The sequence below is a fragment of the Corynebacterium sp. 22-2729 genome, assembly GCF_053479475.1.
The window spans coordinates 61699-84422 of record NZ_JBRBCA010000002.1; the positions used below are offsets into that span (position 1 = coordinate 61699).

The following is a 22724-nucleotide window of genomic DNA, read 5'->3' on the forward strand; positions in this document are numbered from 1 at the left end:
TCCTTCCCTACTTCTTATCGACGAACGACAGGTCGCCGATCTCCGGCTTTTCACCGAGATCCACGTTGTCGCCCAGGTTCTTGGCGACGATCTTTTGGAACTCGCCGGAATCGTGCATTTCGTTCAGCGCTTCGTTGACCTCAGCCTTGGCTTCGTCATCGCCCTTGGGCAGGCCGATGCCGTAGCGCTCGTTGGTCCAGTAGCTACCGTCGTCCTTCTTGAGCTGGATCACGCTGTAGTTTTCGCCATAGCGCTGCTGGTAGCGCTGCGCGAAGCCCGCGAGAATGGTCGCGTCCGTAGTGGTTGCATCCACCACGCCCTGCTTCAGGCCCTCTGCACACGCGGCGTAGGTGTCGAACTCCTGCAGCTGCACTTCCGGCAGTGCGTCCTTCACCTTCTGTGCAGGGGTGGAGCCGGATACGGAGCACAGGCGAGTACCCGGTGCGATGTCCTTGAGCCCCTTGATGCCGGAATCTTCGCGTACCAGTAGCGCCTGGTGGGTCACCACGTACGGGCCGGCGAAGTCGACGGCCTTGAGGCGACCCTTATTGATGGAGTAGGTCGCGGTGATCATGTTGACCTCACCGTTGTTGATGAGGGTCTCGCGCTGCGCGGATGGGGTTTCGCGCCACTTGATTTCTGGCGTGGCCCAGCCGTGCTTCTTTGCGATGTATTCCACGACGTAGCGGGATACGTCGGTATCCAGGCCGGCGAATTGCTTATCGGGGGTGCGCTCGCCCAGGTTGGGTTGGTCGTATTTGGTGCCCAGGACAACGTGGCCGGATTCGATGTCCGCCAGTAGGTCGCGGGCGCCACCGGATCCACACGCGGCAAGCGTCACCACCGTTGTGGTGGCAACCACAGCAGCCGTGAGCCGCTTGATTGCGCTTTTCAAAGTAGACATGTGCAAACTCGCTTCCCGAACTAGTGGCTCACGATCTTCGCCAGGAAGTCCTTGGCGCGATCGGATTGCGGGTTCGTGAAGAAGGTCTCCGGGTCGGTGTCCTCGACGACGGCGCCATCGGCCATGAACAGGATGCGGTCGGCCACGCGGCGTGCGAAGCTCATCTCATGGGTGACGACCACCATGGTCATGCCGCCCTTAGCCAGGTCGGTCATGACGTCCAGGACCTCGTTGATCATCTCTGGGTCGAGGGCGGAGGTCGGCTCGTCGAAGAGCATTACCTTTGGATCCATGGCCAGTGCGCGGGCGATGGCCACGCGCTGCTGCTGGCCACCGGAAAGCTGTGCCGGGTACTTGTCAGCCTGCGCTGCGATGCCCACGCGATCCAGCAACTCGTCGGCGGTCTTGCGTGCGGCTTCCTTGCTGATCTTGCGGACTTTAGTGGGAGCCAGCGTCACGTTGTCCCGGATGGTCATGTGGCTGAACAGGTTGAACTGCTGGAACACCATGCCAACTTCTGCGCGGAGCTTGGCCAGGTCCTTGCCTTCTTCTGGCAGCAGTTCACCGTCGATGCGGATTTCGCCATCGTCGATGGTCTCGAGGCGGTTGATGGTGCGGCACAGCGTGGACTTACCGGATCCGGAGGGGCCGAGGATGACGACGACCTGACCTGCCGGTACTTCGAGGTTGATGTCCCGAAGGGCGTGGTACTCGCCGAAGTGCTTGTTCACTCCTTTGAGTTCAATCATTGGTTTGGAAACAGTGGGTGTAGACATAAAAGACATATTAAGTAATGCGCATCACTTTTAAGTAATCAAAGGAAGATGGCTCACCCTTGTTCGGCATTGTGTGGCGTTTTAGCTCTTCAAGCGGGGACGATGCCGGATGAAAGTCGGCGGGGTCGCTACTCAATGAAGCGGGGAGGCGTACGGTGGCGGTCATGAATTTTTCTGAATTTATACGTAACCGTCACTCCCCTCGCGCGTTCCTGCCGGACCCTATCCCGGCGGCGGACATCAAGGAGATTCTTCTTGACGCCCAATCCGCGCCCTCGAACTCCAACACACAGCCGTGGAATGTCCACGTGATTGGTGGCCAGAAGCTGAAGGACTTGAGCGCCGCCTTGATTGAGGAGTTCGACACCAATGGTCTGAACCCCGACTTCACTATTGACTATGGCGAGGGCGTGCACCCGCAGCGTTCGCAGGAGCTGGCGGCGAAGATGTACGGCCTGTTGGGCATTGCGCGTGAGGATAAGGAGGCGCGCACGGAGTTCGTCCGCGAGAACCTGCGTTTCTTTGGTGCGCCGTACTCGGCTTTGATGTTTATTCCGCCGATGGGCGACCGTATTCGCGCAGCGTTTGACCAGGGAACGTATGCGGAGAACTTCCTGCTTTCCCTGACTGCCCACGGCTACCACGGTGTGCCGCAGGGCATGATCTCGCTACTGGCGCCGACGGTGCGCGAGTTCCTGGGCGTGGATGAGGAGTACAAGCTGGTTACGGCACTGACCTTCGGCCAGGCGGATGAATCCAGCCCGGTGTTCAAGACGGACCCGGGTCGCGTGGCGCTCTCTGAGACCGTGACGGTGCACGGGATTGAGGGGTTGAGCTTGTAGGGCGTTAGCCCGGGATTGGGGCCACAAATCCCCCCACGTACGCAAATGCATCTTGTATGCCTTTTTCTAAGGAAAAATTGATGGCTATTCTTCTAAGTCAACAAGAGAAATCGATTTAACCAAACTGTTCAGTTTCTTGGTCAAAACCCTTGGTGTATCAATCAAGAAATACCTATCCTCTCTCTTGCCAACCACCCTCTTTTCAACACTTTCAATGAACGGATGCGACAAAAAGTCTAACGCTGATTTAATCTCCGAAATAGAAGGTTTAGATTCCACTTCGTCGCGCAACTTCAAATAGATATCGGATGCAGATAGTGCGCCACCCGTTACCACATCCTTTTCCCGAGCTTCCCCTGCCAAAGCCCCGACAATATGCCCTATCAACGCGAGCTGTCTTTCGCTTTGACCCCAACGCGCCTCTAACCGCCGTGCCGATTCGTCACCTGGAGTAACAAGATCAATGAACACAGAAGTAGATATTGGGCATTCACTATATCGCTGCAGGATATGAGCCAACTCATTTGTTGTCAGTAATCGTACCCCGTGCTCACGAGCACGGGACTGGATCCGACCAGCTTCAAAATTGGGCCCTACAACGACTACAAAATCCGCATTATGCTTCTGTTTGTGTTCACGCAGAGTGTCAAACGAGATTGCATTCTCTAAAACCTTTCCACTTGAAGCAGCTTTTGTATCGATAGCAACCTGCTTGATCTCCCCATCTTGATCATCAAGAGTCGCCAGAACGTCAGTTTGGCCACTTCCACCAATGTGACGCGTTTCAAAGCCTAGTGCCGAGAACACCTCTGCAACAGCCATCTCTAGGCGATCAGGATGAGCTGAATCAGTCGCACTCTCCTTCAAATCATAAATAAGCTTCTCGGCTAACCCCAAGACTCTCCTGCCACTGATTTCATTACACGGCTCTTCGCGTGAGGCCTCCGCGAAGGACTCTTCCGTCTGCTGCAAGCTAAAAACTGATGCAACCTTTTGACCTAGGGAAGTTGGCTTGTACCGCCAATTTGAATGCTCAAAAATAAGTCCAGCGGCAGAGAGGATTTGAAGTCTTGTTCTAACTCCTCCTACATCTTCGCGTTGAAACCCATAATGCTCTACAGCTGCGCGCGCGAGCTCTGGAGCCCTTGAGTACTCTCCAAGGAGTGGAATTATCTCCAGCACAAAAAGAAAGTGGGTGTGCAGGATCAGCGCAAGGTTGAAAGCTGTAGGGGATTCCAACCAGGATTTTCCTATCAAGGTCGGCTCAAAGCGATTATATCCGCATTGCTCAATCAATCCTGCTGCTGTTAATGTTGTTAAACTAGCACTAAAAGAACTAGCTGACACGCGAAATTCGTTTTGAGCAAATGTAAACAAATCATCTCTACTGATTTCCGGCGAACTAGCATTGACCAGGTTTAGCAATGCTTGAACCGCATCCATCCCCCCTCCGCCTCGAGGTATATAACCGAGCGAGGCACGGCGCTCCGATAGTTTCGCATCATTCAAAGATTCGAGCACTTCAAGAATTGATTCCGGGATTGCAGGTAAATCCACATCTTCTGCAGACTTACCCTCATCGATCCTCCTTGGTGGGAAACCTAAAACCAAATGCTTCTGAACATCCTCACCAAGAGAAGTCAGTCCGTAACTTGTATTGGTGTAAAACTCTGTGACCCCCAACGAGGAAAACCACATTAGCCGTCGAAGGACTTGATCCGTTGTTTGCCAAGGAAGATCGTACTTCTGCGAAGCTACCAAGCGAAGTTCTTCAGATGTTTTAGCTCCGTCAGCTAACTCTCTCAATAGTTCGCCGATAAAGCGCATTCTTCGGTGGAATAGCGCTATAAGGACGAAAGGATCGTTAGTATGAAGCCACTGATCAGCTTCACGGCTCACGGCCACATGCCCTTTATCCACTCGGTCAACTAATCCTGCTGGAGAAACCTGCTTAACGGCATCTTTGATTGTTCTAGCTACGCCATCATCGAATTTCACAAGCTCAGTATCGAGACCAGCGCATTCATCAATTGTCGTCAGCAGCACTCGCAGGGAGTTAAGTTGATTATTCCCACCGCCAGGCAAATACGGCATGGCTGAACTTCGAGAAGCCCAAGGGAGAGGTTCAACTGACCAATATTCCACTTTAAAATCTTTCATTCTCCGAATGATAAAACCGAATTCTTTATTATTGCTCATAACGGTTTCACCGCTTAACTCATTTAATGATTTCTTTGCATTTTAGATACGATGCTGTAAACAATCAACGATCTTACTGGGGAGCAGCTAGGCCTCTCCTCCCACTTCAGCTCAGCCCGCCGGAACCTCTCTTCGCAGGAACGCCAGCTACTCCTCAATAATCTCCGAGAACAGCGGCTCCACGTACGGGTCGAAGTGGCCGCCCTCGTGAATGTGCACCGTTGCACTCCGAACCTTGCCACGACTTTGAGGGTGACATTTGTTGGAGTGACGGCGTCATTAGACATCACCTGAAAAGAGCCAGGCAGCAAGCATTCCTGCCAGACGAACAGGGCACCCCTTCCGGCATGCCCTTTTTATGCGATCTTGTGGGGCCAGCGGGGCTCGAACCCGCGACCAGCGGATTATGAGTCCGCGGCTCTAACCGACTGAGCTATAGCCCCAGTAAAGCCATGCCACTCTACGAAAAGCGGCTCGCTCACAGAAGATTCAACCACACTGCCCTGCACACGCACGCATATACCCCACCTTCGGTGCTTTATACGCGTTTAACTACCCTTCTGAACTGCCGATTTGTTTGTTTGCACCACTGGCATATAGAGTATGTTCTCGTTGCACAGGGCAAGGGCATTCGCCCCGAAGCTCATACAACTTAATCCCCTATAGCTCAGTTGGCAGAGCATTCGACTGTTAATCGAAAGGTCACTGGTTCGAGCCCAGTTGGGGGAGCAGATAACAAGCCCCAATCGGCTGCACTACGCAGGCGGTTGGGGCTTTCGCGTTCGAGCTATAGCCAAAGCGGAAGCTGCTACTTCCCCACTACACCCACAGCCCCTCAAGCACATCCACCACTTCACCTGCACCCCGGTGGCGGACACGCGCCAGAATCTTGCGCCGTGGCGCCCCTGAACGCAAGCCCAGAGCCTGGGCAATCCGGGCCTCCAGTTCCGCTTCTGTTCCCTCCGGCGATTCGCCCATGTACTCCGCTACTCCGGCCAGTCCAGTCGCACCCGTTAACCCCGCAGCACGGCGAACCTCGAACCACTGCCCCTCGTGTACGTCAACCCAGGCACGGTCTCCAGGTTGCAAGCCAAGGGCGTCACAAAACCGCTTAATAGAACCCAACGAATGCATGGTCGCCCAATAGACCTTCTGCGGGCCCAATTCACTCGGTATCTCCAGCGGCTCCCCGTAGCGCACACCCAGCATGGCGGTCAGACCACTCGGCACCGGACAACCGGATCCACGCAGGTGATCCGGGGTGACCGTCAGCAGTAGCTGCCACCGGCCATCGCGCATGTACATGCGATCAGATTCCTCGGGCGTGCCATTATTCACGTTTTCCGATACTCGGGGAATCACTAGGCCATCAACCAGTTCAAAGTCGCCCTCCGCGGCGTAGACCCGAACCGAATTCTCGGCCACCCCAAACTTCTTCGGCAGCTCATCCAGTAGGTCGGCCAGCGGCACACCAGCCTCGCCGGCGGCCACGGCTCGCTGCACGCGCAGCCCAATGGCATCCTTCAAGGAGGAATACTCCTCGCCACCCCAGCGTCGCAGCGCCCACTCGTCCATACTCGTGCGCATCAACTCGTCGTTCGCATTCAGCGCGTTGCGGAACGACCGCTCCGTGCGCCCCTGCCCCACGGCCTTATAGATTTCAGCCACACTCATTGGAACACCCCGGATGGAAAGGATGCCCGCTGCCCGCGCCGGGAGCGAACCGACGCGCGTCAGCACATGGCCCTCCAGCACCTGGTAGCCGCACTGCCGCAGCCATTCTGTCAGCAGCGCCGGGGTTAGATCCGTCTGCAGCTCGTCCAACCGCACCACGCCCTCCGCGTTCGTGCGTTCCTGCAGCAGCTCCTTGGTGCGTGCCGCAGCCGTCTTGAGGTTCGGGAAGCACACCCATCCCTTCTCCACCAGGAAGGAGTCGTCTAACCGGTCCAAAATCAGCCATAGGGGCGCGCCCCACCATTCCACCTGTTCGTCCAACTCGGGGTGGCTGTCCACAATCTGCTGCAGCGTACTTACCGGGTAGGCCTGGGCACGAATCGCCTCAATCAGCTCCGCGATTGGCCCAGCCTTCGCAACCTCCTTCAGCCGCTTCACCACAGCCCTTTCGATCTGCCGCACGCGCTCACGCGTCACGCCAATCTTGAGCCCCAACTGATCTAGTGTCTTTGGCTTCACAGCTGCGAAGCGCTCCTGCAGGATTAGTTGTTCGCGCGCATCCGCATTCGCAAAGAACTCTGACAGCACGACCACCGCCGGTGCTTCCTCGTTGCTGTAAGTAGCTTCTTCAGGCTCTTCGTAGAATGACGCCCCCTCGCCCGCGTCTTCATACAAATTCCACTGAAGGGCGCTGACCGCATCTACCTGCGCAGAGGAGGCACGATCCGCCACGTCCATCTCACCGAGCAAGCGTGCGAAGGCAGCCTCGTTGACGATGGGCACACCGATCTCGAGTGCCTTACGGGCTTTCCCGCTTCGCGACTCCGGGTCTGCGGCGACCAATAGTTTCGACTTTTTCGTCACTCCTCCAACGGTCAGCCCAGCTTCGACTGCGCGAGTTTCCCACGTCTCGCGCGGCAGCTCCATCGCCCCAGTGAAGGTCACCCGGTCGCCCGCTTTAAGTGCGAATTTCTCCGTGCAGGACTCATGCTCGACCTCTGGCTGGCGTACCTTAGGCTCAACGACTCCCGGCCCTTGCAGAACCTCATCTACAACGCTCTGATCCACCCCGAGGGATTCCGCTACCCCCTCCAGCTCCATGCGCTCGTCATCTGTGACCACACCATCAGCCCATGCCAACAGACCTAGCTGGCGCACGAAGTTCACGTGAAGTTCGCGGGCCTCTTCTTGCCCAATTCCCAGATCCCGGGCTGATTCCTTTAACTGCTCAATTTCGCCAGTTGTGAGTACCCGATCCAACATTGCACGTTCCAGCAGCTCCAAGTAGCTGTCCACGTTGGGGAAGCCCTTAAACGGCACGCCGGAGGCGAGATCGCGTACCCACGCGCCCGGCTGTGTCCGCCCTTCCCCACGCGGCACCGGTGTGGCCACCGGCAGAGATGCTCCCAGCGCTCGCAGTGCCTCCACCGGCTGTACGCCATTGATGCGCACATTGCCGGTGGCGATGTAGTGGCCGAGGAGTTCCGCCGTCGCCATCGCATCGCCCAGCGCAGAGTGGGGCCAGTCGTTGCTCAGGCCGGCGTAGGCAAGCGCGGAGTCCAAGCTACGTCCCGACGATCGGTGCACCCGGCCGGTGATAAGCATCGTGCAGACGAAATTATCGATCAGGTTCAATCCGCGGATGCCAGCCCGCTCAAATTCCTGGCGCACCATGCGCGCATCGAAGGCAGCGTTGTGAGCCACGAAGATGCGTCCATCCAGCTCATGCGACAGAGCCGAGGAAATGTCGTCGAACGTTGGCGCTGTGGCCACGTCGACCGCCTTGATCCCATGCACCCACGAGTTGGGGATGTCCCGCTCTGGGTTGATGAGGGTAGACCAGGTTTTGGTTACGGAACCTGTGGCGTCAACATGAACAACAGCGACCTCCACAATCCGATCGTGTTTGCCGAAACCCGTCGTCTCCACGTCGAGAACTGCAAACTGGGGTTGGGTGGGGCTGGACATGTGAGTGTTTTTCGCTTTCTGCCGTATCGGAAGCCCGCATGAAAGGGCACCATTCGGGTAGGTAGTCGTGGAGCTCTGATTCAAAATGATATGGAAATCACCTAATAGTCAACCACCAAACCAGTACAACTTGTTGGTAAGGAGCCAGCCACCGGGAACAAAACACCCCGCCCAGCGAATCCCTAACTACAGCCGGGCAAAGTGCCTGCGCCACTTGACCCCTTACTCCCCTTTCGAATCCCAGGAATCTAGACAGATGAACTCCCCCGACAAAGCTCCTAAAAACAAGCTCGCTTTCCTCCTCATCGGCGCCATTGTCCTTATCGGCATTGCTGTCGCCGCAATTTGGTACACGACGAACGAGAAAGACCACAACCAGGACGGCGAGGCGAAACCCGCTGTGACGTCCACTGAGAACTCAGACGGTGGCACAGACGGCGAAACCTCCGAAGCTAACAGTGGCGCCATGGATTCCACTGCTTCCACGGCTCCCGCCGTTCCAGCAGCTTCCGGTGCGACGTCCGGCGCTCCGGGAATTCCCACCGACTTGGAAGATCCGAATCTCATCCCGCCCGTCGACAAATCCAAGACTCAGCAAGAAGCCGATGATGCCGCCCAGATGGCTCTAGATTTCTTCTCTTCCGAAAAGATGCTTCGCTTCCAATTGAAAATGCAAGGCTTCTCCGAAGAGCAGATTAAAAAGTCCATCGAAAAACTCGCCCCAGACTGGAACCAGCAAGCTCTAAAGGCCGCGCGCAAGATCAACGAGCAGGGTCCGCCGCTGCCGAAAGACCAGCTCAAGTACATGCTGAAGGTTCATCAACGCTTTACCGAGGAGCAGGCCCAGTACGCCATCGACCACCTGTAACGCAGCCCTGCCCCCTGCCCCTGCTAACCCCTACCTACCCAGCAACCTACCGAACCAACCGCTTCACGGCCTGGGATACCTCCGCCAACTTCTCCTCGGCCTCTTCTCCCCCAGCCTCCGCGGCGTGCCGCACACAGTGATTCATGTGGTCGTCCAGCAACCCCAGCGCCACGCCCTTTAGCGCAGACTGCAGCGCGCTGCCCTGCGTGAGAATGTCGATGCAATACTGCTCCTCATCCACCATCCGCTGCAGCCCGCGCACCTGACCTTCGATCCGCTTCAGCCGCGCCAGGTAACGTTCCTTATCGCTCAAGTACCCGTGCATTATTTGAATCCTTTCAGCCGCAGACTGTTGCTTACCACAAACACACTAGATAGCGCCATCGCCGCCCCGGCCAGCATCGGGTTCAGCAACCCGAATGCGGCCAGCGGGATCGCTGCGACGTTGTAGGCAAACGCCCAGAACAGGTTCATCTTGATCGTCCGCAGCGTCTTTCGTGCCAGTCGCAGCGCATCAGCCACGGCCAGCAGATCGTCGCGCATCACCGTAATGTCCGCCGCCTCAATCGCCGCGTCCGTACCCGAGCCCATCGCAATTCCCAGGTCCGCGCTCGCCAGTGCCGCCGCATCATTCACCCCGTCGCCGACCATCGCCACATTCTGCAGCGAGCGGATGTGCGCCACCTTGTCCTCCGGCATCACCCCGGCGATCACCTCGTCGATGCCGACCTCGCGCGCCACGGCGTCCGCCACCTGCTGATTATCGCCAGTCAACAGCACGGTCTTTAAGCCCATCTCGTGCATCTTCCGTACCGCTTCGGCACTGGTGGGCCGCACTGTATCGGCCACGCTGATGGTGCCGATCGCCCGCCCATCCGCGCTCACCTTGACTGTGGTTGCCTTATTTGTGGACGCCCCCTCGTCCCCACGGCCAACCCGTATCACCTGGCTCTCTACGGTCCCCTCCACGCCGTGTCCAGGCAGATTCTTAAAGCCGGTGACCTCCGGCAGGCCACCAAACTCCTCCCGGCCGGCCTCTGCAATGGCCCGGCCAATGGGGTGCTCCGAGTACGCCTCCACCGCCGCAGCTGCGCGCAGAACCTCCTCGCGATTGCCGCCTGCCTGCTCCACATCGACTACCCGCATCGTGCCCGTCGTCACCGTGCCGGTCTTATCCATCACAACGGTGGTGATGGCATGCGCGCCCTCCAAAACCTCGGGTCCGCGAATCAGAATGCCCTGCTCGGCTCCACGGCCCGTGCCAACGAGGAGCGCTGTGGGCGTCGCTAAACCAAGAGCGCAAGGGCACGCGATAATCAGCACCGCGACCGCATTGCTGAAGCCCGCGAACAGCAGCGTTAACAGCGCAATCACGATGACGATCGGAACGAAAATGCCGGAGACCTTATCAGCCAGGCGCTGCACGTCGGCCTTACCAGACTGGGCCTCGTCGATCAGCTTGGCCATCTGCGCGAGTTTCGTCTGCTCGCCCACATGGGTGGCTTCCACAACTAGGCGACCGGAGGTGTTGATGGTGGCACCCGTGACCTCATCGCCGGGGCCAACGTCAACTGGTACGGACTCGCCGGTGAGCATGGACTGATCAATGGCGGACGTGCCGTCCAGGATGCGGCCGTCCGTGGCGATCTTCTCGCCCGGGCGGGCCAGGAACCGGTCGCCGATCTGCAGCTGCTCGATGGGGAGCAACGTTTCCCCACCATCCCGCAGCACGGTGACCTGCTTGGCGCCCATGTCCGTCAGCGCGCGGATGGCATCCCCGGCGCGCTGCTTGGAGCGCTTCTCAAAGTACCGGCCCGCCAATACGAACGTCACCACGCCCGCAGCGACCTCGAAGTAGATGTCCCCCATCGGGTCGCCCGCGTGGTTCAGGATGGACCAGCCGTGGCGCATGCCGGGATCGCCAGCGTGGCCGAAGAACAGCGCATACAGCGACCACAGATAGGCCGCCGAGGTGCCGACGGTGATGAGGGTATCCATCGTCGCCGCACCGTGCTTCAGGTTCACCCACGTGGCCTTGTGGAAAGGCCAGCCCGCCCACAAGATCACCGGGGTGGCCAGGGCGAAGCTGATCCACTGCCAGTAGTCGAACTGCAGCGGCGGGATCATCGCCAGCAGGATAACCGGGGTGGCCAACGCGATGGCGACCACTAGGCGGCGCTTCAGGCCGCGCAGCTCCTTGGCGGCCGGGTCGTCGGCGGGTGCTACCGGCGCGGGCACGCTACCGCCGTAGCCGAGCTTCTCCACAATGGCGATGTAGGCGTTCGCGTCAGTGGCCGCCCCCTCCCCCGTTTCAATGTGCGCCTTCTCGGTGGCGTAGTTGACGGTGGCAGTCACGCCCTCCTGCTTGTTTAGCTTCTTCTCAATGCGATTCGCACAAGAAGCGCAGGTCATACCTGTGATGTCAAGATCTATTATAGCCATGCCCCCAGTATACCCCTAGGGGGTATCAGTATCCACGTTCGATGTACTCCTCGATGCGCGCGGCCTCAGCACCCACTGTGGTGGTATCGCCGTGGCCGGGGTACACCTTCATATCGTGCGGCAGCTTAAACACCGTCGACTGCAGCGATTCGATGATCGTCGGGAAGCTGGAGTATTTGCGTCCCGTTGCTCCCGGCCCACCGTTGAACAGCGTGTCGCCGGATAGCAGCGCGTTGCGCCCCGGAACTTCTACGACAATGCAGCCCGGCGAATGCCCCGGGGTGTGGAACAGGCGCACGCCCCAATTCGCCCAGCGCGGGTCCGCTGCGTCGATTGGGGTGAAGGGGGCATCGCCATTGGATTCCTCCCACAGCATCTGGTCGTTCGGGTGCAGGTAGACCTCTACGCCCCACTTCTGCGCCAGCTCCGGGGCCAGCTCGCAGTGGTCGTTGTGCGCATGGGTCAGCAGAATCGCTTCCACGGTGCGGTCGCCTACGTGGTCGATCACTGCCTGCGCGTCGTGTGCCGGATCCACCACGATGCAACGGTCGCCCTCGGCAAGCAGGTAGACGTTGTTATCCACGTCCCACTCGCCGCCGTCTAGCCGGAACTTCCCGGAGGTCACAAACTGCTCGATCTGCGGGTTTTCAAACTTCTGCTCGCTCATGTCTTACCTCTCTTGGTCTCTGACGCTGCGTCGTGCGCGGCTTACTTGAACTCCACTACGGAACGCAGAACCTCGCCCTGCTTCATCTTCTCGAAGGCCTCTTCCACCCCATCAATGCCGATGCGCTCGTCCACGAAGCGATCCAGCGGGAAGCGGCCCTCCTGGTACAGGTCCACGTACATCGGGAAGTCGCGCTCCGGCAGGCAGTCGCCATACCAAGAGGACTTCAGCGCACCACCGTGGCTGAACACGTCCAGGAACGGCAGCTCCAGAGTCATCTCCGGAGTCGGCACGCCCACCAGCACCACACGGCCAGCCAGGTCTCGCAGGTAGAACGCCTGCTTAAACGTCTGCGGCACGCCCACGGCGTCCACCACCACGTCCACGCCGAATCCCCCGTTGATCTCCTGGACCTTCGCCACCAGCTCTTCGTCCGAAAGCTCCGAGCTGTTGATCGTGTGGGTTGCACCGAACTCCTCAACGGCACGGGCGAGTTTGGCGTCCGAAATATCGATAGCAATGATCTTCGTCGCACCTGCAACGGCTGCACCGGCGATCGCGGCCATGCCCACGCCACCTACACCGATGACGGCGATGGATTCGCCGCGCTTGACCTCACCGGTGTTCACTGCGGCACCGAGGCCGGCCATGACGCCACATCCCAGCAGACCCGCAACGGCAGGATCGGCATCCGGATTCACCTTGGTGCACTGTCCTTCGTGAACCAGCGTCTTTTCAGCGAAAGCTCCAATACCCAGGGCGGCCTCTAGCTCCGTGCCATCGGCCAGGGTCATCTTCTTCGAGGCATTGTGGGTATCGAAGCAGTACTTCGGCTCGCCCTTCTTGCAGGCGCGACACTGGCCGCACACGGCGCGCCAGTTCAGCACCACATAGTCGCCGACCTCCACGTGGGTCACGCGGTCACCGACCTGCTCAACCACGCCGGCGGCCTCATGCCCCAGCAAGAATGGGTAGTCGTCGGTGATGCCGCCATCGCGGTAGGCCAGGTCGGTGTGGCACACGCCGCAGGCCTGGATGCGCACGATCACGTCGTTATCGCCCGGGTCGGGAATCACAATGTCAGTCAGTTCGACGGGTTCGTTTTTCGCGCGGGAAATTACCGCTTTAACAGTTGTAGTCATGTCACCCACTGTACTAGCTTCTTTGCCTTTGGTGGGTTCGCGTAAGCTTGAGCTATTAGCTAACGCAACCAACGCAAACCTCCAAGGAGCCAACATGATCCAGCTCGTCGTCGGCGCCGCCGCGGGTTACTTGATGGGCACGAAGGCCGGTCGCCGTCGCTACGAACAGATCCGCCGTGGCTATCAGACCGCAGTGAACTCGGATATCACCAAGGCAGTTGTGCGTTCCGGCCGTAAGGCACTGGCCAACCGGCTGGATCCGGAACCGCGCATGCACGAGGTGCGCGATCTGAACCGCTCCACCCGCGATTCACTGGGTGAGGGCCACACCATCGTCGAGGCGGATGATGTGCACCCAAATGACCGCATTGAATCGCCCAAGGGAGCACCGAAGAACCCCTTTAAGAAGAAGCGTTAGCGCGTAACTTTACTAGCGCGTAAAGTCGCCGAAATCCGCCGCGCGCTCATGCAGCGAGCGGCGGTATTTCTCCAGTGCAATCACATCCGCAAACAGCGCGTTGTACTCCTCTTTCTGCAGGTCGGGGCGCATACGCTGCATTCTGGACTTCATATCCGCGATCTCGCTGCCCACCCAGCGTTCCTGCATCCGCGCCATGATCGCATCGGCGTAATAGGGCAGCCGTTCCGGCGGGCAATGCAGATCCTCCACCGCCAGCTCCGAAACCACAGCCGCCCCCATCGGGTCCTGCATCTGGGTTGCGACCTTTTCAATCCAACCTGGCCCACCGTCGTTGTTCGCCGCCCCTCCGAGCGACGCCACCGCCTCCGCCATCGCCACGTATGTCGGATGCACAAAGCTCTCCGGGGGCATGAGGTCGAAAATGGTGGAAGCTAGCTGCGGTTCCTGCAAAGCTAGCTTCATCACCTCGCGCGGACCTTCCAAAAAGTCATCGTTCGGATTGGGGCGCTCCATACCCTTGACCACGTGCAAGTTGGGGCCGGTTGCATTTCCTGCACCGCCAGCGCCAGTACCACTCTGGGCTGCCACGCCATTAACCTGGCCGGCGCCCTTCTTCAGCTTTAGGTTTGGCCGCTGTCCGCCAGACTTTCGCGCCTCCTTGCGCACCTCGTCCAGAACATCATTGGGGTTATCCCAGCCCACCCAGCCCGCGGCCTGGCGCGCGTATTCATCGCGCAGTGCCTCATCTTTAATTCCCGTAAGCACCGGCACCATGCGCCGCAATGCGTGCACTCGGCCATCAATGCTGGCCGTATCGTAATCCGCGATGAGCGTGCGGATCACGAACTCGAACATTGGAATGCGGGAGGCCACCAGCTCGCGCACCGCCGCATCCCCGCGCTTGATGCGCACATCACATGGATCCTGCCCGCCCGGCGCGACCGTCACATAGCTCCGGCCTGCGAACTGCTGGTCTCCCTCGAAGGCACGCATCGCTGCCTTTTGTCCGGCCTCATCACCGTCGAAGGTGTAAATGATCTCCCCGCGGAAGAACTGGTCGTCCAGCATAAACCTCCGCAGGGCTGCCAAGTGCTCCCCACCGAACGCGGTACCACAGGCAGCTACTGCGGTATCCACCCCGGCGGCATGCATGGCCATGACATCCGTGTAGCCCTCCACCACTACGGCCTGGTGCTTGGCCACGATATTTCGCTTCGCCTGGTCGATACCAAACAGCACCTTCGACTTCTTGTACAGCATCGTCTCTGGTGTATTCAGGTATTTGCCCAGCTTGTCATCGTCGAAGAGCTTGCGGGCACCGAAGCCGATCACATCGCCACTGACCGAGCGAATTGGCCACAGCAGGCGACGGTGGAAGCGGTCGATCGGGCCACGCTTGCCCATGCGACCCAGGCCCGCCGCCTCGATCTCCTTGAAGGAAAAGCCTTTCTGCTGCAGATGCTTGGTCAGCCGATCCCACCCGGCTGGTGCATACCCGCAGCCAAACTGCTCGGCGTGTTCCAGGGTGAAACCTCGCTCCAAAAGGAAGTTACGGGCGACATCCGCGCCTTCGGCGTCACCAAGAAACTCCTTGCGGTAGAAGTCAAAGGCCGCCTTGTTCGCGGCGACCAACCTGCGCCGCGTACCGGGCTCCTCCCGGTTGCCCGGCCCGCCGCCTTCGTAGTTGATGCGGTAGCCGATGCGCTCGGCGCACGCCTCCACGGCCTCGGGGAAGGACATGTGTTCCATCAGCATAAGGAACTTGAAGACGTCGCCGCCCTGGTCGGTGGAGAAACAGTGGAAGTAGCCGTGGTTCGGGCGGACGTGGAACGAGGGAGTCTTTTCGTCCTTAAAGGGGCTAAGGCCCTTCATGGAATCGACGCCACCCGGTTTGAGCTGCACATACTCCCCCACTACCTCTTCGATGGGGGTTTGCTCTCGAATTGCTTCGATATCCCGCTCCGGAATCCTGCCCTTAGCCATAGCCACATGCTAGTACAACCCCCGGACAGCCTGGATCGGGCAGCATTCCGGCGCCGGAAAGCTATTTTTCTTAAACAACACATCACGGCTATTCGTGGCGCTAACGTGATCAAAATAGGATCTACATCACACAAATGGAAGAGGGATGGTTGACTACCATGTCCAGCTCGACGACTAATGCAACGCCGAACCCAGCACCGAACTCACTCAACTCCACCGGCGCAGCCGACTCTGCTGAAACAAACGGCGGCGCCACCCCTGCCAATCACTACGATGTGCTGGTTATCGGCTCCGGCTTCGGCGGCTCCACCACCGCCCTGCGGTTGGTGGAGAAAGGATACAAGGTCGGCATCCTCGAAGCCGGTCGGCGTTTCAAGGACGAGGAGTTCGCCAAGAACTCCTGGCACCTCAAAGACTTCCTGTGGATGCCACACATCGGCTTGTACGGCATTCAGCGCATCCACCTGCTCAAAGACGTCATGATCCTGGCCGGCGCGGGCGTGGGCGGCGGCTCGCTGAACTACGCGAACACGCTCTACCAACCGGGCGAAGCCTACTTTAACGACAAGCAGTGGAACACCATCACCGACTGGGAAGACGAGCTCACCCCCTACTACCAGCAGGCACAAAAGATGCTAGGCGTGGTGGAAAACCCCACCATGACCCCCGCCGATGTGTACTCCAAAAAGGTAGCCGAGGAGATGGGCGTGGGCCACACATTCCGCATGGCTCCCGTCGGAGTCTTCTTTGGAGAAAAGGTCGGGTTGAAAGGTAAGCCGCGAGAGACTGTGGCTGACCCCTACTTTGGTGGCGTCGGCCCCGATAGAACCGCCTGCCACGAGTGCGGCGAGTGCATGACCGGCTGCCGTCACGGGGCGAAAAACACCCTGCTGAAGAACTACCTCTACCTGGCCGAAAAAGGTGGGGCGAAGGTGCACGACCGCACCACCGTCACCGACATTACCTTCGACGGCACCACGTGGACCGTGCAGGCCAAGCAGACCGGGCCGATCACCAAACGCAACCCCCAAACCAGCACGTTTACCGCCGATAACCTTGTGGTAGCCGCAGGCACTTGGGGTACCCAGAACCTGCTGCATCGACAGAAGGCCAATGGCAACCTGCCGAAGCTCTCGGAGAAACTGGGGCACCTCACACGCACAAACTCCGAAGCACTGCTGGGTGCGAATCGCTCCGACTACTCCCCTGACACGGATTTCTCGGAGGGCGTGGCCATCACCTCGTCCTACTTCCCCGCCCCGGATACGCACATCGAGCCGGTTCGCTACGGCAAGGGCTCCAACGCCATGGGCTTGCTGCAGACCCTGATGACCGATGGCGATAAGCTGCAGCCACGCATCCTGGAGTTCATCAAGCAGATCTTCCTGCAATACAAAGCCATTCCGCGCCTGATTAACCTCAACAGGTGGTCGCAGCGTACCGTCATCAACCTGGTGATGCAGACCCGAGATAACTCGCTACGCACGTTCCTCCGCAAGGTCGGCCCGTTCAACATGCTGAGCTCCGAACAAGGCACCGGCGAGCCCAACCCCACATGGATCCCAGAGGGCAACGCCGCCACCCGCATCCTCGCGAAGATGCTTCCGAAGGGCGTGGCCGGTGGCGTGTGGTCGGAGGTCTTTAATATTCCGCTGACCGCGCACTTCCTGGGCGGCTGCGTTATCGGCTCTTCTCCTGAGCACGGCGTGGTGGACCCGTATCACCGTGCGTGGGGCTACCCGAGTTTGTTCATTACCGACGGTTCGGCAATTACCGCGAACCCGGGCGTGAACCCCTCCCTTTCCATCACCGCCAATGCCGAACGCGCCGCCGCCATGTGGCCGAACAAGGGCGAGGCTGACCCGCGTCCCCCGCAGTCCGAGGGCTACCGTCGTATCGACCCGGTGCAGCCGAAGAATCCGATGGTTCCAGACGACGCTCCAGCCGCTCTCCGCCTGCCTCTGCGCGTGCTCTAAACTCTTCCCTATGTCTCAGGGAAGTTTGCAGCAGCTGTTGCCCAAAAAGTGGGCCAAGTACGCCACCCCGGTCGTCGGCGCGGCAATCGTCGCGGCTGGTTGGTTCGGCATTCAAGGTGGGGACGACAACGGCGGTTCTAGCGGTTCTAGCAGCGCTAAAAGCTCTAGTAGCGACGCCGACACCTGCACCGTCGACGCCCTCCCACCGGAGGCTAAGAAGCAGATCGACGATATCTTGCAGGACGCCCCGCCAGACGACGGGGAGGCCGACGGCAAGCACTTCGGCAACTACGAGGGTCTGCTGCCGAAAAAGAAGAGCAGCTACTACCGCGAATACACGGTGAAGACCCCGGGGATTAACCACCGTGGCGAGCGCCGCATCGTCGTCGGCGGGGGCACCAAGACTGATCCGGAGGTGTGGTACTACACCTCCGACCACTTCGAGAGCTTCTGCACCATCCCCGACGCAGAGGACTAGCGGGGGGGCGCTCAGCCCACGCTGGCCTTCCTTCCTAGGCCCAGGCCGCACTCATCCCACTGGCATGCTTGTCCAGCCGCTCAAGTCGGGATTCCGTCAGCGACGCAACCTGGTCAATGACTACGCGGAGAGCTTCGCGATCGGAGGAGGCGGCGTCAAACCACGAAGAGAACATCGGATCCAACGCGCCCGAACCGCCGCGCCACAGGTAGTCCGTGACACGGAAGATGCGCTCGCGCTGGCGCTGCTGGTTAGCCAGATGCTGGGTTTCGTCCATCACGTAAAGCACCGCGACGGACTTCAACAGCGTGACCTCGGCCTGGACGGGCTGCGGGATCACCAGATCAGCAGCGTAGCGGCCCAGCGCACCCTCTCCGAACTGCTGGCGCGTACCCGTCACCGCAGCAGTGACGAAGCGGGAAACCAACTCAGAGGTCATGGCCTTCAACGCCGCCAGATCCTGCAACGAACCGCCGAAATCGGCAGCGCGGGAGACGAGGGTCATGGCTCGCAAGCGATCCGCTGCCTCCAACAGCTCCTCCGGGGTGCCGCCGAAAACACGGGCACCCTTTTCGGCCAGAGCCGCCAGCTCTACCAGGTCCCACAGCACATTTAGGTTGATGCGCCGGGAAAGAATGCCATCCTCCACGTCGTGCACCGAATACGCCACATCGTCGGACCAATCCATGATCTGCGCTTCCAGACACTTCCGGCCCTCCGGAGCACCTTCGCGGATCCACGCTAGGGTCTCCACATCCTCCGCATAGGCGGAGTACTTAGTGCGCTTGTTGCCCTGCTCGTCGACCGGCCCCCAGGGGTATTTGCAGGCGGCATCCAGGCTCGCGCGGGTGAGGTTCAGGCCGTAGGACACGGGCGCGCCTCCCGCGGAATCATCTGTGCCCTCCAGCACCTTCGGCTCTAGCCGAGCCAGAATGCGCAGCGTCTGCGCATTGCCTTCAAAGCCTCCGCACTCGGCGGCAGCCTCATCCAGCGCGCGTTCGCCATTGTGGCCATACGGCGGATGCCCGATGTCATGGCTCAAGCCCGCCAGCTCCGTCAGATCCGGGTCTGCGCCAAGGGTCTTGCCGATCCCCCGGGCAATCTGCGCCACCTCCAGCGAGTGTGTCAGCCTCGTACGTGGTGTGTCCCCCGACCCCGGCCCCACCACCTGGGTCTTATCCGCCAGTCGCCGCAGCGCTGCGGAGTGCAGCACTCGCGCCCGGTCGCGGTCGAAGCTATCGCGCCCGTCCACCACTGCTCCGGGCAGCCCCAGAGTTTTCGGACTATCGGGCAGCCGCCGCTGGCGGTCATGATCGCTGTAGGAGTAACGCATAACTTCTTTCTTATTTCTCAAAGGCCTCGTAATAAAGCATGCCTAAGGTCTCGTGCAGGATCGAGTTGAACTGCGAACTGCGGGTAAACACCGACGGCCCCTGGCGCGTCGGGCTCGCCCATGCATTCATTCCCTGGTCGCGCACCATACGGGTGGCGCGCAGTGAGTGCGCCGGATCTGTCACCACTACAGATGACTGCCAACCATTTTCCTTTGCCACGTCGGCGAAAGCCTTCGCGGAGGCCAGCGTATCGGCCCCCTCTGCCACCGAAACCACCGCCGATTCCGGGATATCGAAGTTCTCCACCAAGTAGTTCTTACCTGACTCGGCCTCGGTGAATTCGTCGCCCTCGGCCTTGCCGCCGACGGTGACGATCGTCGGAGCCACTCCCTCCTCATACAGCTTCGCTGCGTGGTTTAGCCTTGAGGCGAACCAGTTCGATGGATTGCCGTCATACTGCGCCGCGCCGAGTACAAAGATCGTATCCGCAGGTCGCCGGTCATCCGACCGGGCAAAGTGCCACACTTGAAAGGCCGTCACTCCACACACGCCCGCCGCGATCAGGATGATGCTCAGCAGCGTGATAAAGAAGTACTTCACCGCGCGCCTCGCCGGATGCCGTGCTTTTGCCATGCGCAAAACCATACGCGGTTTCCCCTGTCTTTTTGGTTAAGGTGGGCTGTATGAAACCGACTTTTTCCCCTACTCGTTTCCTGGCGATCCTAGCCGCCGGCGCCGTGCTCGGATTTGGCTCCTTTCTTATTGACGCCCCCTCGGCCTCAGCAGCCACCGCCACCAGCGAGGTAGAGCTCTCATCCCAGCTTGTTGACAAGTCCGGGGTGTTGTCTGAAAAGGAAAAATCGGACATTTCGGCGTCATTAAAAGAAGCGACCAAGAAATCCGGCAAGAAGCTCTATATAGTCTTCGTCCCCAGCGCATCAGGTGACATCACGAAAATGGCCGAACAGCTGCGCGCACAGGACGGCACCGGCAATGTGATTGTGCTGGCCGTAGCGACGGAATCGCGACAGGTCGGCTACGCCGCAGGAAACGACGTGAAGACTAGCGACGCGGAGAAGATTCAAAGCGCGGCGCGGGAGCACTTTGCCGACGATGACTGGGCCGGTGGCGCGCAAGCAGCAGTTGACAAGCTGACGGGCAAGACGTCCACGGCAACGAAAGTATGGATCGGCGCCGGAGCAGCCGGTGTAGTTGGCGCGGGCGCCGGGGCCGCGCTATGGACCCGCCGCAATCGCAAGAAGACGCACACCCAGCAGCTGGAGACAGCCCGCGAGATCGATCCGGGCAACATCGACGACCTGTACAAGCAGCCCACGGAAGTACTGCGCGAACTAGCGGAAGAAGAGCTGACCAGCACCGATGAATCCATTCGCAAGGGTGAAGAGGAGCTTTCCGTGGCCCGTGGCGAGTTCGGTGAGGAGCGGACCCGCGAGCTGGAGAAAGCTCTGAAGCACAGCCGCTCGACACTGAACAAGGCGTATAGCATTCACGAGCGGCTGCGCTCCGGGCTGGTGTCGACGGAGCCAGAGGAACGCGATCTGCTGATCGAGATTGTCTCTAGCTGTGGGCAGGCCGACGACAATCTGGATGCGCAGGCCGCCAAGTATGCCGAACTGCGCCAGAAGCTGATGAACGCGCCGGAGCTCGTGGATAAGCTAACCCAGACCAGCATTAGCCTGCACAATCGCATTCCCAATGCCCGGCAGATTCTCACTGACGTTGAGACGCGGGTGGACCCGGAGCTGCTGGAATCCGTGCGCCACAACCCGGACATTGCCGAGGACGAAGTCGCGGAAGCCGAAAAGGCGATCGACACTGCACGGGGTTTGCTGGATAAGCCCGCTGGCCAGCAGGGCGGTCTGATCGACGCGCTGGGAGCGGCGCGGATGGCTTTGCAGCAGGCGGATTCGCAGCTGCTGGCGGTAGAGCGTGCGGAAGAGCACCTGCGGTCGGCACAATCTAACCTGCCGGCACTGATTACCGAGGTGGAAGGCGAGATTGACGAGGCCCGCCAGCTGGAGAAGTCCGGTGCGGAGATAGACCGGGCAGGATTGCAGTCGGCTGTGGGACAGGCACGTGCGGCTCTGGAGAAGGCGCGATCTTATGGGTCGACTGATCCGCTGGGGTGCTACTCCGAGCTGTTGGAAGCTGATGGTGCGCTGGATATTCAACTGGACGAAGCGCGCGGCAAGGCCGATGACTTTAACCGGACTGTGGATCTGGTGGACCGGACGATCATGGATGCATCGCAGCGGTTGGAGGGCGTGGAGGATTTGATCCGCAACCGCCGGCGAATTATTGGCGTGGATACGCGCACGTCCGCGCAGGCAGCACGAACTGCCTTGGATGAGGCGACGCGGTTGCGTGCGGAGGATCCGAAGCATGCACTGCGTGAAGCCCAGCGGGCAAGCCAGCTGGCACAACAGGCAACTCGCCAGGCGCGGAAGGACGTGAATGACTTCAATAGGCGCAATGGTGGGGGCTTCGGCGGCTATGGCAGCGGAGGCAGCGGCAACTTTGTGACCGGTATGGTTCTGGGCTCGCTGCTGAGCGGAAACGGTGGTTTCGGCGGCGGTTTCGGTGGCGGCTTTGGTGGCGGTTTCGGCGGCGGGGGCGGCTTCGGTGGCGGTGATTTCGGAGGCAGCGGCTCTTCCAGCTTCTAACTGGATGGGGCTGGCGCCTCCTGCCCAAGGTCCCCGCTCGCACCAGGTCACTCAGATAAATTTTTGTCCCATTAACCCCTTCAGGAACGGGCGAGGCGGAATGCTGCCGGGTCAATATTCCCAAATGTCGCTAGATCGGGAATCTGTTATTGCGAATCATTTTCACCCAAAGAAGACAGCAGGTCAGCGAGTTGGTCGAAAAATAGAACCTGGATTCAAATTTTCAGATTCCCGATCTAGCGACATTTCCCCTCACACAGCCCCCCAGCCTTCCAAACCGCACAGACTGCACACCACACCGCGCAGCCTTCAGCCACACAGCACAGCCTTCCGCCACACAGCACAAAGGCGCGCCCCGCAGGACGC

The 22724-nt window shown here is 59.7% G+C and carries 18 protein-coding genes and 2 tRNA genes; 7 read left to right on the plus strand and 13 right to left on the minus strand.

Going from position 1 to position 22724, the window contains the following annotated elements; translation table 11 throughout:
• Positions 1 to 7: 7 nt before the first annotated feature.
• Genes ACUY2T_RS01765 through ACUY2T_RS01775 form a run of 3 tightly spaced genes read right to left on the minus strand, consistent with a single transcriptional unit; the run spans position 8 to position 1846 of the window.
• Entirely contained in the window at positions 8 to 904 is an 897-nt protein-coding gene (locus ACUY2T_RS01765) for a glutamate ABC transporter substrate-binding protein (protein WP_448307241.1), read from the minus strand.
• Positions 905 to 924: 20 nt separating this feature from the next.
• Complete coding sequence (locus ACUY2T_RS01770; RefSeq protein ID WP_448307474.1) at positions 925 to 1653, minus strand: amino acid ABC transporter ATP-binding protein; 729 nt, start codon at positions 1651 to 1653, stop codon at positions 925 to 927.
• Positions 1654 to 1690: 37 nt separating this feature from the next.
• Positions 1691 to 1846 carry a hypothetical protein gene (locus tag ACUY2T_RS01775; RefSeq protein ID WP_434817488.1) on the minus strand — a complete coding sequence of 52 codons (156 nt, stop codon included), beginning with the start codon at positions 1844 to 1846 and terminating at the stop codon, positions 1691 to 1693.
• Here ACUY2T_RS01775 and ACUY2T_RS01780 point away from each other — a divergent pair.
• Complete coding sequence (locus ACUY2T_RS01780) at positions 1845 to 2522, plus strand: nitroreductase (protein ID WP_448307244.1); 678 nt, start codon at positions 1845 to 1847, stop codon at positions 2520 to 2522. The genes ACUY2T_RS01775 and ACUY2T_RS01780 overlap by 2 nt on opposite strands.
• A gap of 84 nt (positions 2523 to 2606) precedes the next feature.
• Here the strand turns inward: ACUY2T_RS01780 and ACUY2T_RS01785 are convergent, their stop codons facing one another.
• A complete protein-coding gene (locus ACUY2T_RS01785; RefSeq protein WP_448307246.1) occupies positions 2607 to 4721 on the minus strand; it encodes a restriction endonuclease in 2115 nt (704 codons plus the stop codon).
• 369 nt (positions 4722 to 5090) lie between these two features.
• Positions 5091 to 5164: transfer RNA gene (locus ACUY2T_RS01790), tRNA-Ile, on the minus strand.
• 213 nt (positions 5165 to 5377) lie between these two features.
• Between ACUY2T_RS01790 and ACUY2T_RS01795 the strand changes: the two genes are divergently transcribed.
• Positions 5378 to 5450 (plus strand) — tRNA-Asn (locus ACUY2T_RS01795).
• A 90-nt stretch (positions 5451 to 5540) separates the two neighbouring features.
• Here ACUY2T_RS01795 and ACUY2T_RS01800 read toward each other — a convergent pair.
• Positions 5541 to 8363: an exonuclease domain-containing protein gene (locus tag ACUY2T_RS01800; protein ID WP_448307248.1), complete on the minus strand. Its 2823-nt coding sequence runs from the start codon at positions 8361 to 8363 to the stop codon at positions 5541 to 5543.
• A gap of 256 nt (positions 8364 to 8619) precedes the next feature.
• Between ACUY2T_RS01800 and ACUY2T_RS01805 the strand changes: the two genes are divergently transcribed.
• A complete protein-coding gene (locus ACUY2T_RS01805) occupies positions 8620 to 9231 on the plus strand; it encodes an Ltp family lipoprotein (RefSeq protein WP_434818937.1) in 612 nt (203 codons plus the stop codon).
• Positions 9232 to 9277: 46 nt separating this feature from the next.
• Here ACUY2T_RS01805 and ACUY2T_RS01810 read toward each other — a convergent pair whose 3' ends face one another.
• The 4 genes from ACUY2T_RS01810 to ACUY2T_RS01825 are packed head-to-tail and all read right to left on the minus strand — an operon-like array spanning position 9278 to position 13482.
• A complete protein-coding gene (locus tag ACUY2T_RS01810) occupies positions 9278 to 9556 on the minus strand; it encodes a metal-sensitive transcriptional regulator (RefSeq protein WP_448307249.1) in 279 nt (92 codons plus the stop codon).
• Positions 9556 to 11673, minus strand: coding sequence for a heavy metal translocating P-type ATPase (locus ACUY2T_RS01815; RefSeq protein ID WP_448307251.1), 2118 nt, complete (start codon positions 11671 to 11673; stop codon positions 9556 to 9558). Before ACUY2T_RS01815 ends, ACUY2T_RS01810 begins: the two co-directional genes overlap by 1 nt.
• A gap of 25 nt (positions 11674 to 11698) precedes the next feature.
• A complete protein-coding gene (locus ACUY2T_RS01820) occupies positions 11699 to 12340 on the minus strand; it encodes an MBL fold metallo-hydrolase (protein ID WP_448307253.1) in 642 nt (213 codons plus the stop codon).
• A 41-nt stretch (positions 12341 to 12381) separates the two neighbouring features.
• Positions 12382 to 13482 (minus strand): S-(hydroxymethyl)mycothiol dehydrogenase, encoded by a 1101-nt coding sequence (locus ACUY2T_RS01825; protein ID WP_448307255.1) that lies wholly within the window; start codon positions 13480 to 13482, stop codon positions 12382 to 12384.
• A gap of 94 nt (positions 13483 to 13576) precedes the next feature.
• On the opposite strand from ACUY2T_RS01825, the gene ACUY2T_RS01830 reads away from it, so the two are divergent.
• Entirely contained in the window at positions 13577 to 13900 is a 324-nt protein-coding gene (locus ACUY2T_RS01830; RefSeq protein WP_034977113.1) for a hypothetical protein, read from the plus strand.
• Positions 13901 to 13912: 12 nt separating this feature from the next.
• Here the strand turns inward: ACUY2T_RS01830 and dnaG are convergent, their stop codons facing one another.
• The gene (gene dnaG / locus ACUY2T_RS01835; protein WP_448307257.1) at positions 13913 to 15886 is read right to left on the minus strand and encodes a DNA primase; all 1974 of its coding nucleotides are present in this window, start codon (positions 15884 to 15886) and stop codon (positions 13913 to 13915) included.
• A gap of 158 nt (positions 15887 to 16044) precedes the next feature.
• Here dnaG and ACUY2T_RS01840 point away from each other — a divergent pair, with 158 nt between their 5' ends.
• Positions 16045 to 17862, plus strand: a complete 1818-nt coding sequence (locus tag ACUY2T_RS01840) for a GMC oxidoreductase (RefSeq protein ID WP_448307259.1) — start codon at positions 16045 to 16047, stop codon at positions 17860 to 17862.
• Between the two features lie 10 nt (positions 17863 to 17872).
• Complete coding sequence (locus ACUY2T_RS01845; protein ID WP_448307261.1) at positions 17873 to 18340, plus strand: ribonuclease domain-containing protein; 468 nt, start codon at positions 17873 to 17875, stop codon at positions 18338 to 18340.
• A 34-nt stretch (positions 18341 to 18374) separates the two neighbouring features.
• Here the strand turns inward: ACUY2T_RS01845 and ACUY2T_RS01850 are convergent, their stop codons facing one another.
• Together ACUY2T_RS01850 and ACUY2T_RS01855 are read right to left on the minus strand one after the other, a co-directional pair.
• Entirely contained in the window at positions 18375 to 19673 is a 1299-nt protein-coding gene (locus ACUY2T_RS01850) for a deoxyguanosinetriphosphate triphosphohydrolase (protein WP_448307263.1), read from the minus strand.
• Positions 19674 to 19683: 10 nt separating this feature from the next.
• Positions 19684 to 20307 (minus strand): YdcF family protein, encoded by a 624-nt coding sequence (locus ACUY2T_RS01855; RefSeq protein ID WP_448307265.1) that lies wholly within the window; start codon positions 20305 to 20307, stop codon positions 19684 to 19686.
• Between the two features lie 50 nt (positions 20308 to 20357).
• Here ACUY2T_RS01855 and ACUY2T_RS01860 point away from each other — a divergent pair, with 50 nt between their 5' ends.
• Positions 20358 to 22358: a TPM domain-containing protein gene (locus ACUY2T_RS01860; protein WP_448307267.1), complete on the plus strand. Its 2001-nt coding sequence runs from the start codon at positions 20358 to 20360 to the stop codon at positions 22356 to 22358.
• Positions 22359 to 22724 lie beyond the last annotated feature (366 nt).

Excerpts from the sequence above, each read along its gene's own strand:
- ACUY2T_RS01845 (WP_448307261.1), top strand. The coding sequence starts at position 17,873 with ATGTCTCAGGGAAGTTTGCAGCAGCTGTTGCCCAAAAAGTGGGCCAAG.
- ACUY2T_RS01820 (WP_448307253.1), bottom strand. The coding sequence starts at position 12,340 with ATGAGCGAGCAGAAGTTTGAAAACCCGCAGATCGAGCAGTTTGTGACC.
- ACUY2T_RS01860 (WP_448307267.1), top strand. The coding sequence starts at position 20,358 with ATGAAACCGACTTTTTCCCCTACTCGTTTCCTGGCGATCCTAGCCGCC.
- ACUY2T_RS01855 (WP_448307265.1), bottom strand. The coding sequence starts at position 20,307 with ATGGCAAAAGCACGGCATCCGGCGAGGCGCGCGGTGAAGTACTTCTTT.
- ACUY2T_RS01850 (WP_448307263.1), bottom strand. The coding sequence starts at position 19,673 with ATGCGTTACTCCTACAGCGATCATGACCGCCAGCGGCGGCTGCCCGAT.
- ACUY2T_RS01830 (WP_034977113.1), top strand. The coding sequence starts at position 13,577 with ATGATCCAGCTCGTCGTCGGCGCCGCCGCGGGTTACTTGATGGGCACG.
- ACUY2T_RS01840 (WP_448307259.1), top strand. The coding sequence starts at position 16,045 with ATGTCCAGCTCGACGACTAATGCAACGCCGAACCCAGCACCGAACTCA.
- ACUY2T_RS01815 (WP_448307251.1), bottom strand. The coding sequence starts at position 11,673 with ATGGCTATAATAGATCTTGACATCACAGGTATGACCTGCGCTTCTTGT.
- ACUY2T_RS01825 (WP_448307255.1), bottom strand. The coding sequence starts at position 13,482 with ATGACTACAACTGTTAAAGCGGTAATTTCCCGCGCGAAAAACGAACCC.
- ACUY2T_RS01805 (WP_434818937.1), top strand. The coding sequence starts at position 8,620 with ATGAACTCCCCCGACAAAGCTCCTAAAAACAAGCTCGCTTTCCTCCTC.
- ACUY2T_RS01810 (WP_448307249.1), bottom strand. The coding sequence starts at position 9,556 with ATGCACGGGTACTTGAGCGATAAGGAACGTTACCTGGCGCGGCTGAAG.
- ACUY2T_RS01770 (WP_448307474.1), bottom strand. The coding sequence starts at position 1,653 with ATGATTGAACTCAAAGGAGTGAACAAGCACTTCGGCGAGTACCACGCC.
- ACUY2T_RS01765 (WP_448307241.1), bottom strand. The coding sequence starts at position 904 with ATGTCTACTTTGAAAAGCGCAATCAAGCGGCTCACGGCTGCTGTGGTT.
- dnaG (WP_448307257.1), bottom strand. The coding sequence starts at position 15,886 with ATGGCTAAGGGCAGGATTCCGGAGCGGGATATCGAAGCAATTCGAGAG.
- ACUY2T_RS01800 (WP_448307248.1), bottom strand. The coding sequence starts at position 8,363 with ATGTCCAGCCCCACCCAACCCCAGTTTGCAGTTCTCGACGTGGAGACG.
- ACUY2T_RS01780 (WP_448307244.1), top strand. The coding sequence starts at position 1,845 with ATGAATTTTTCTGAATTTATACGTAACCGTCACTCCCCTCGCGCGTTC.
- ACUY2T_RS01785 (WP_448307246.1), bottom strand. The coding sequence starts at position 4,721 with ATGAGCAATAATAAAGAATTCGGTTTTATCATTCGGAGAATGAAAGAT.
- ACUY2T_RS01775 (WP_434817488.1), bottom strand. The coding sequence starts at position 1,846 with ATGACCGCCACCGTACGCCTCCCCGCTTCATTGAGTAGCGACCCCGCC.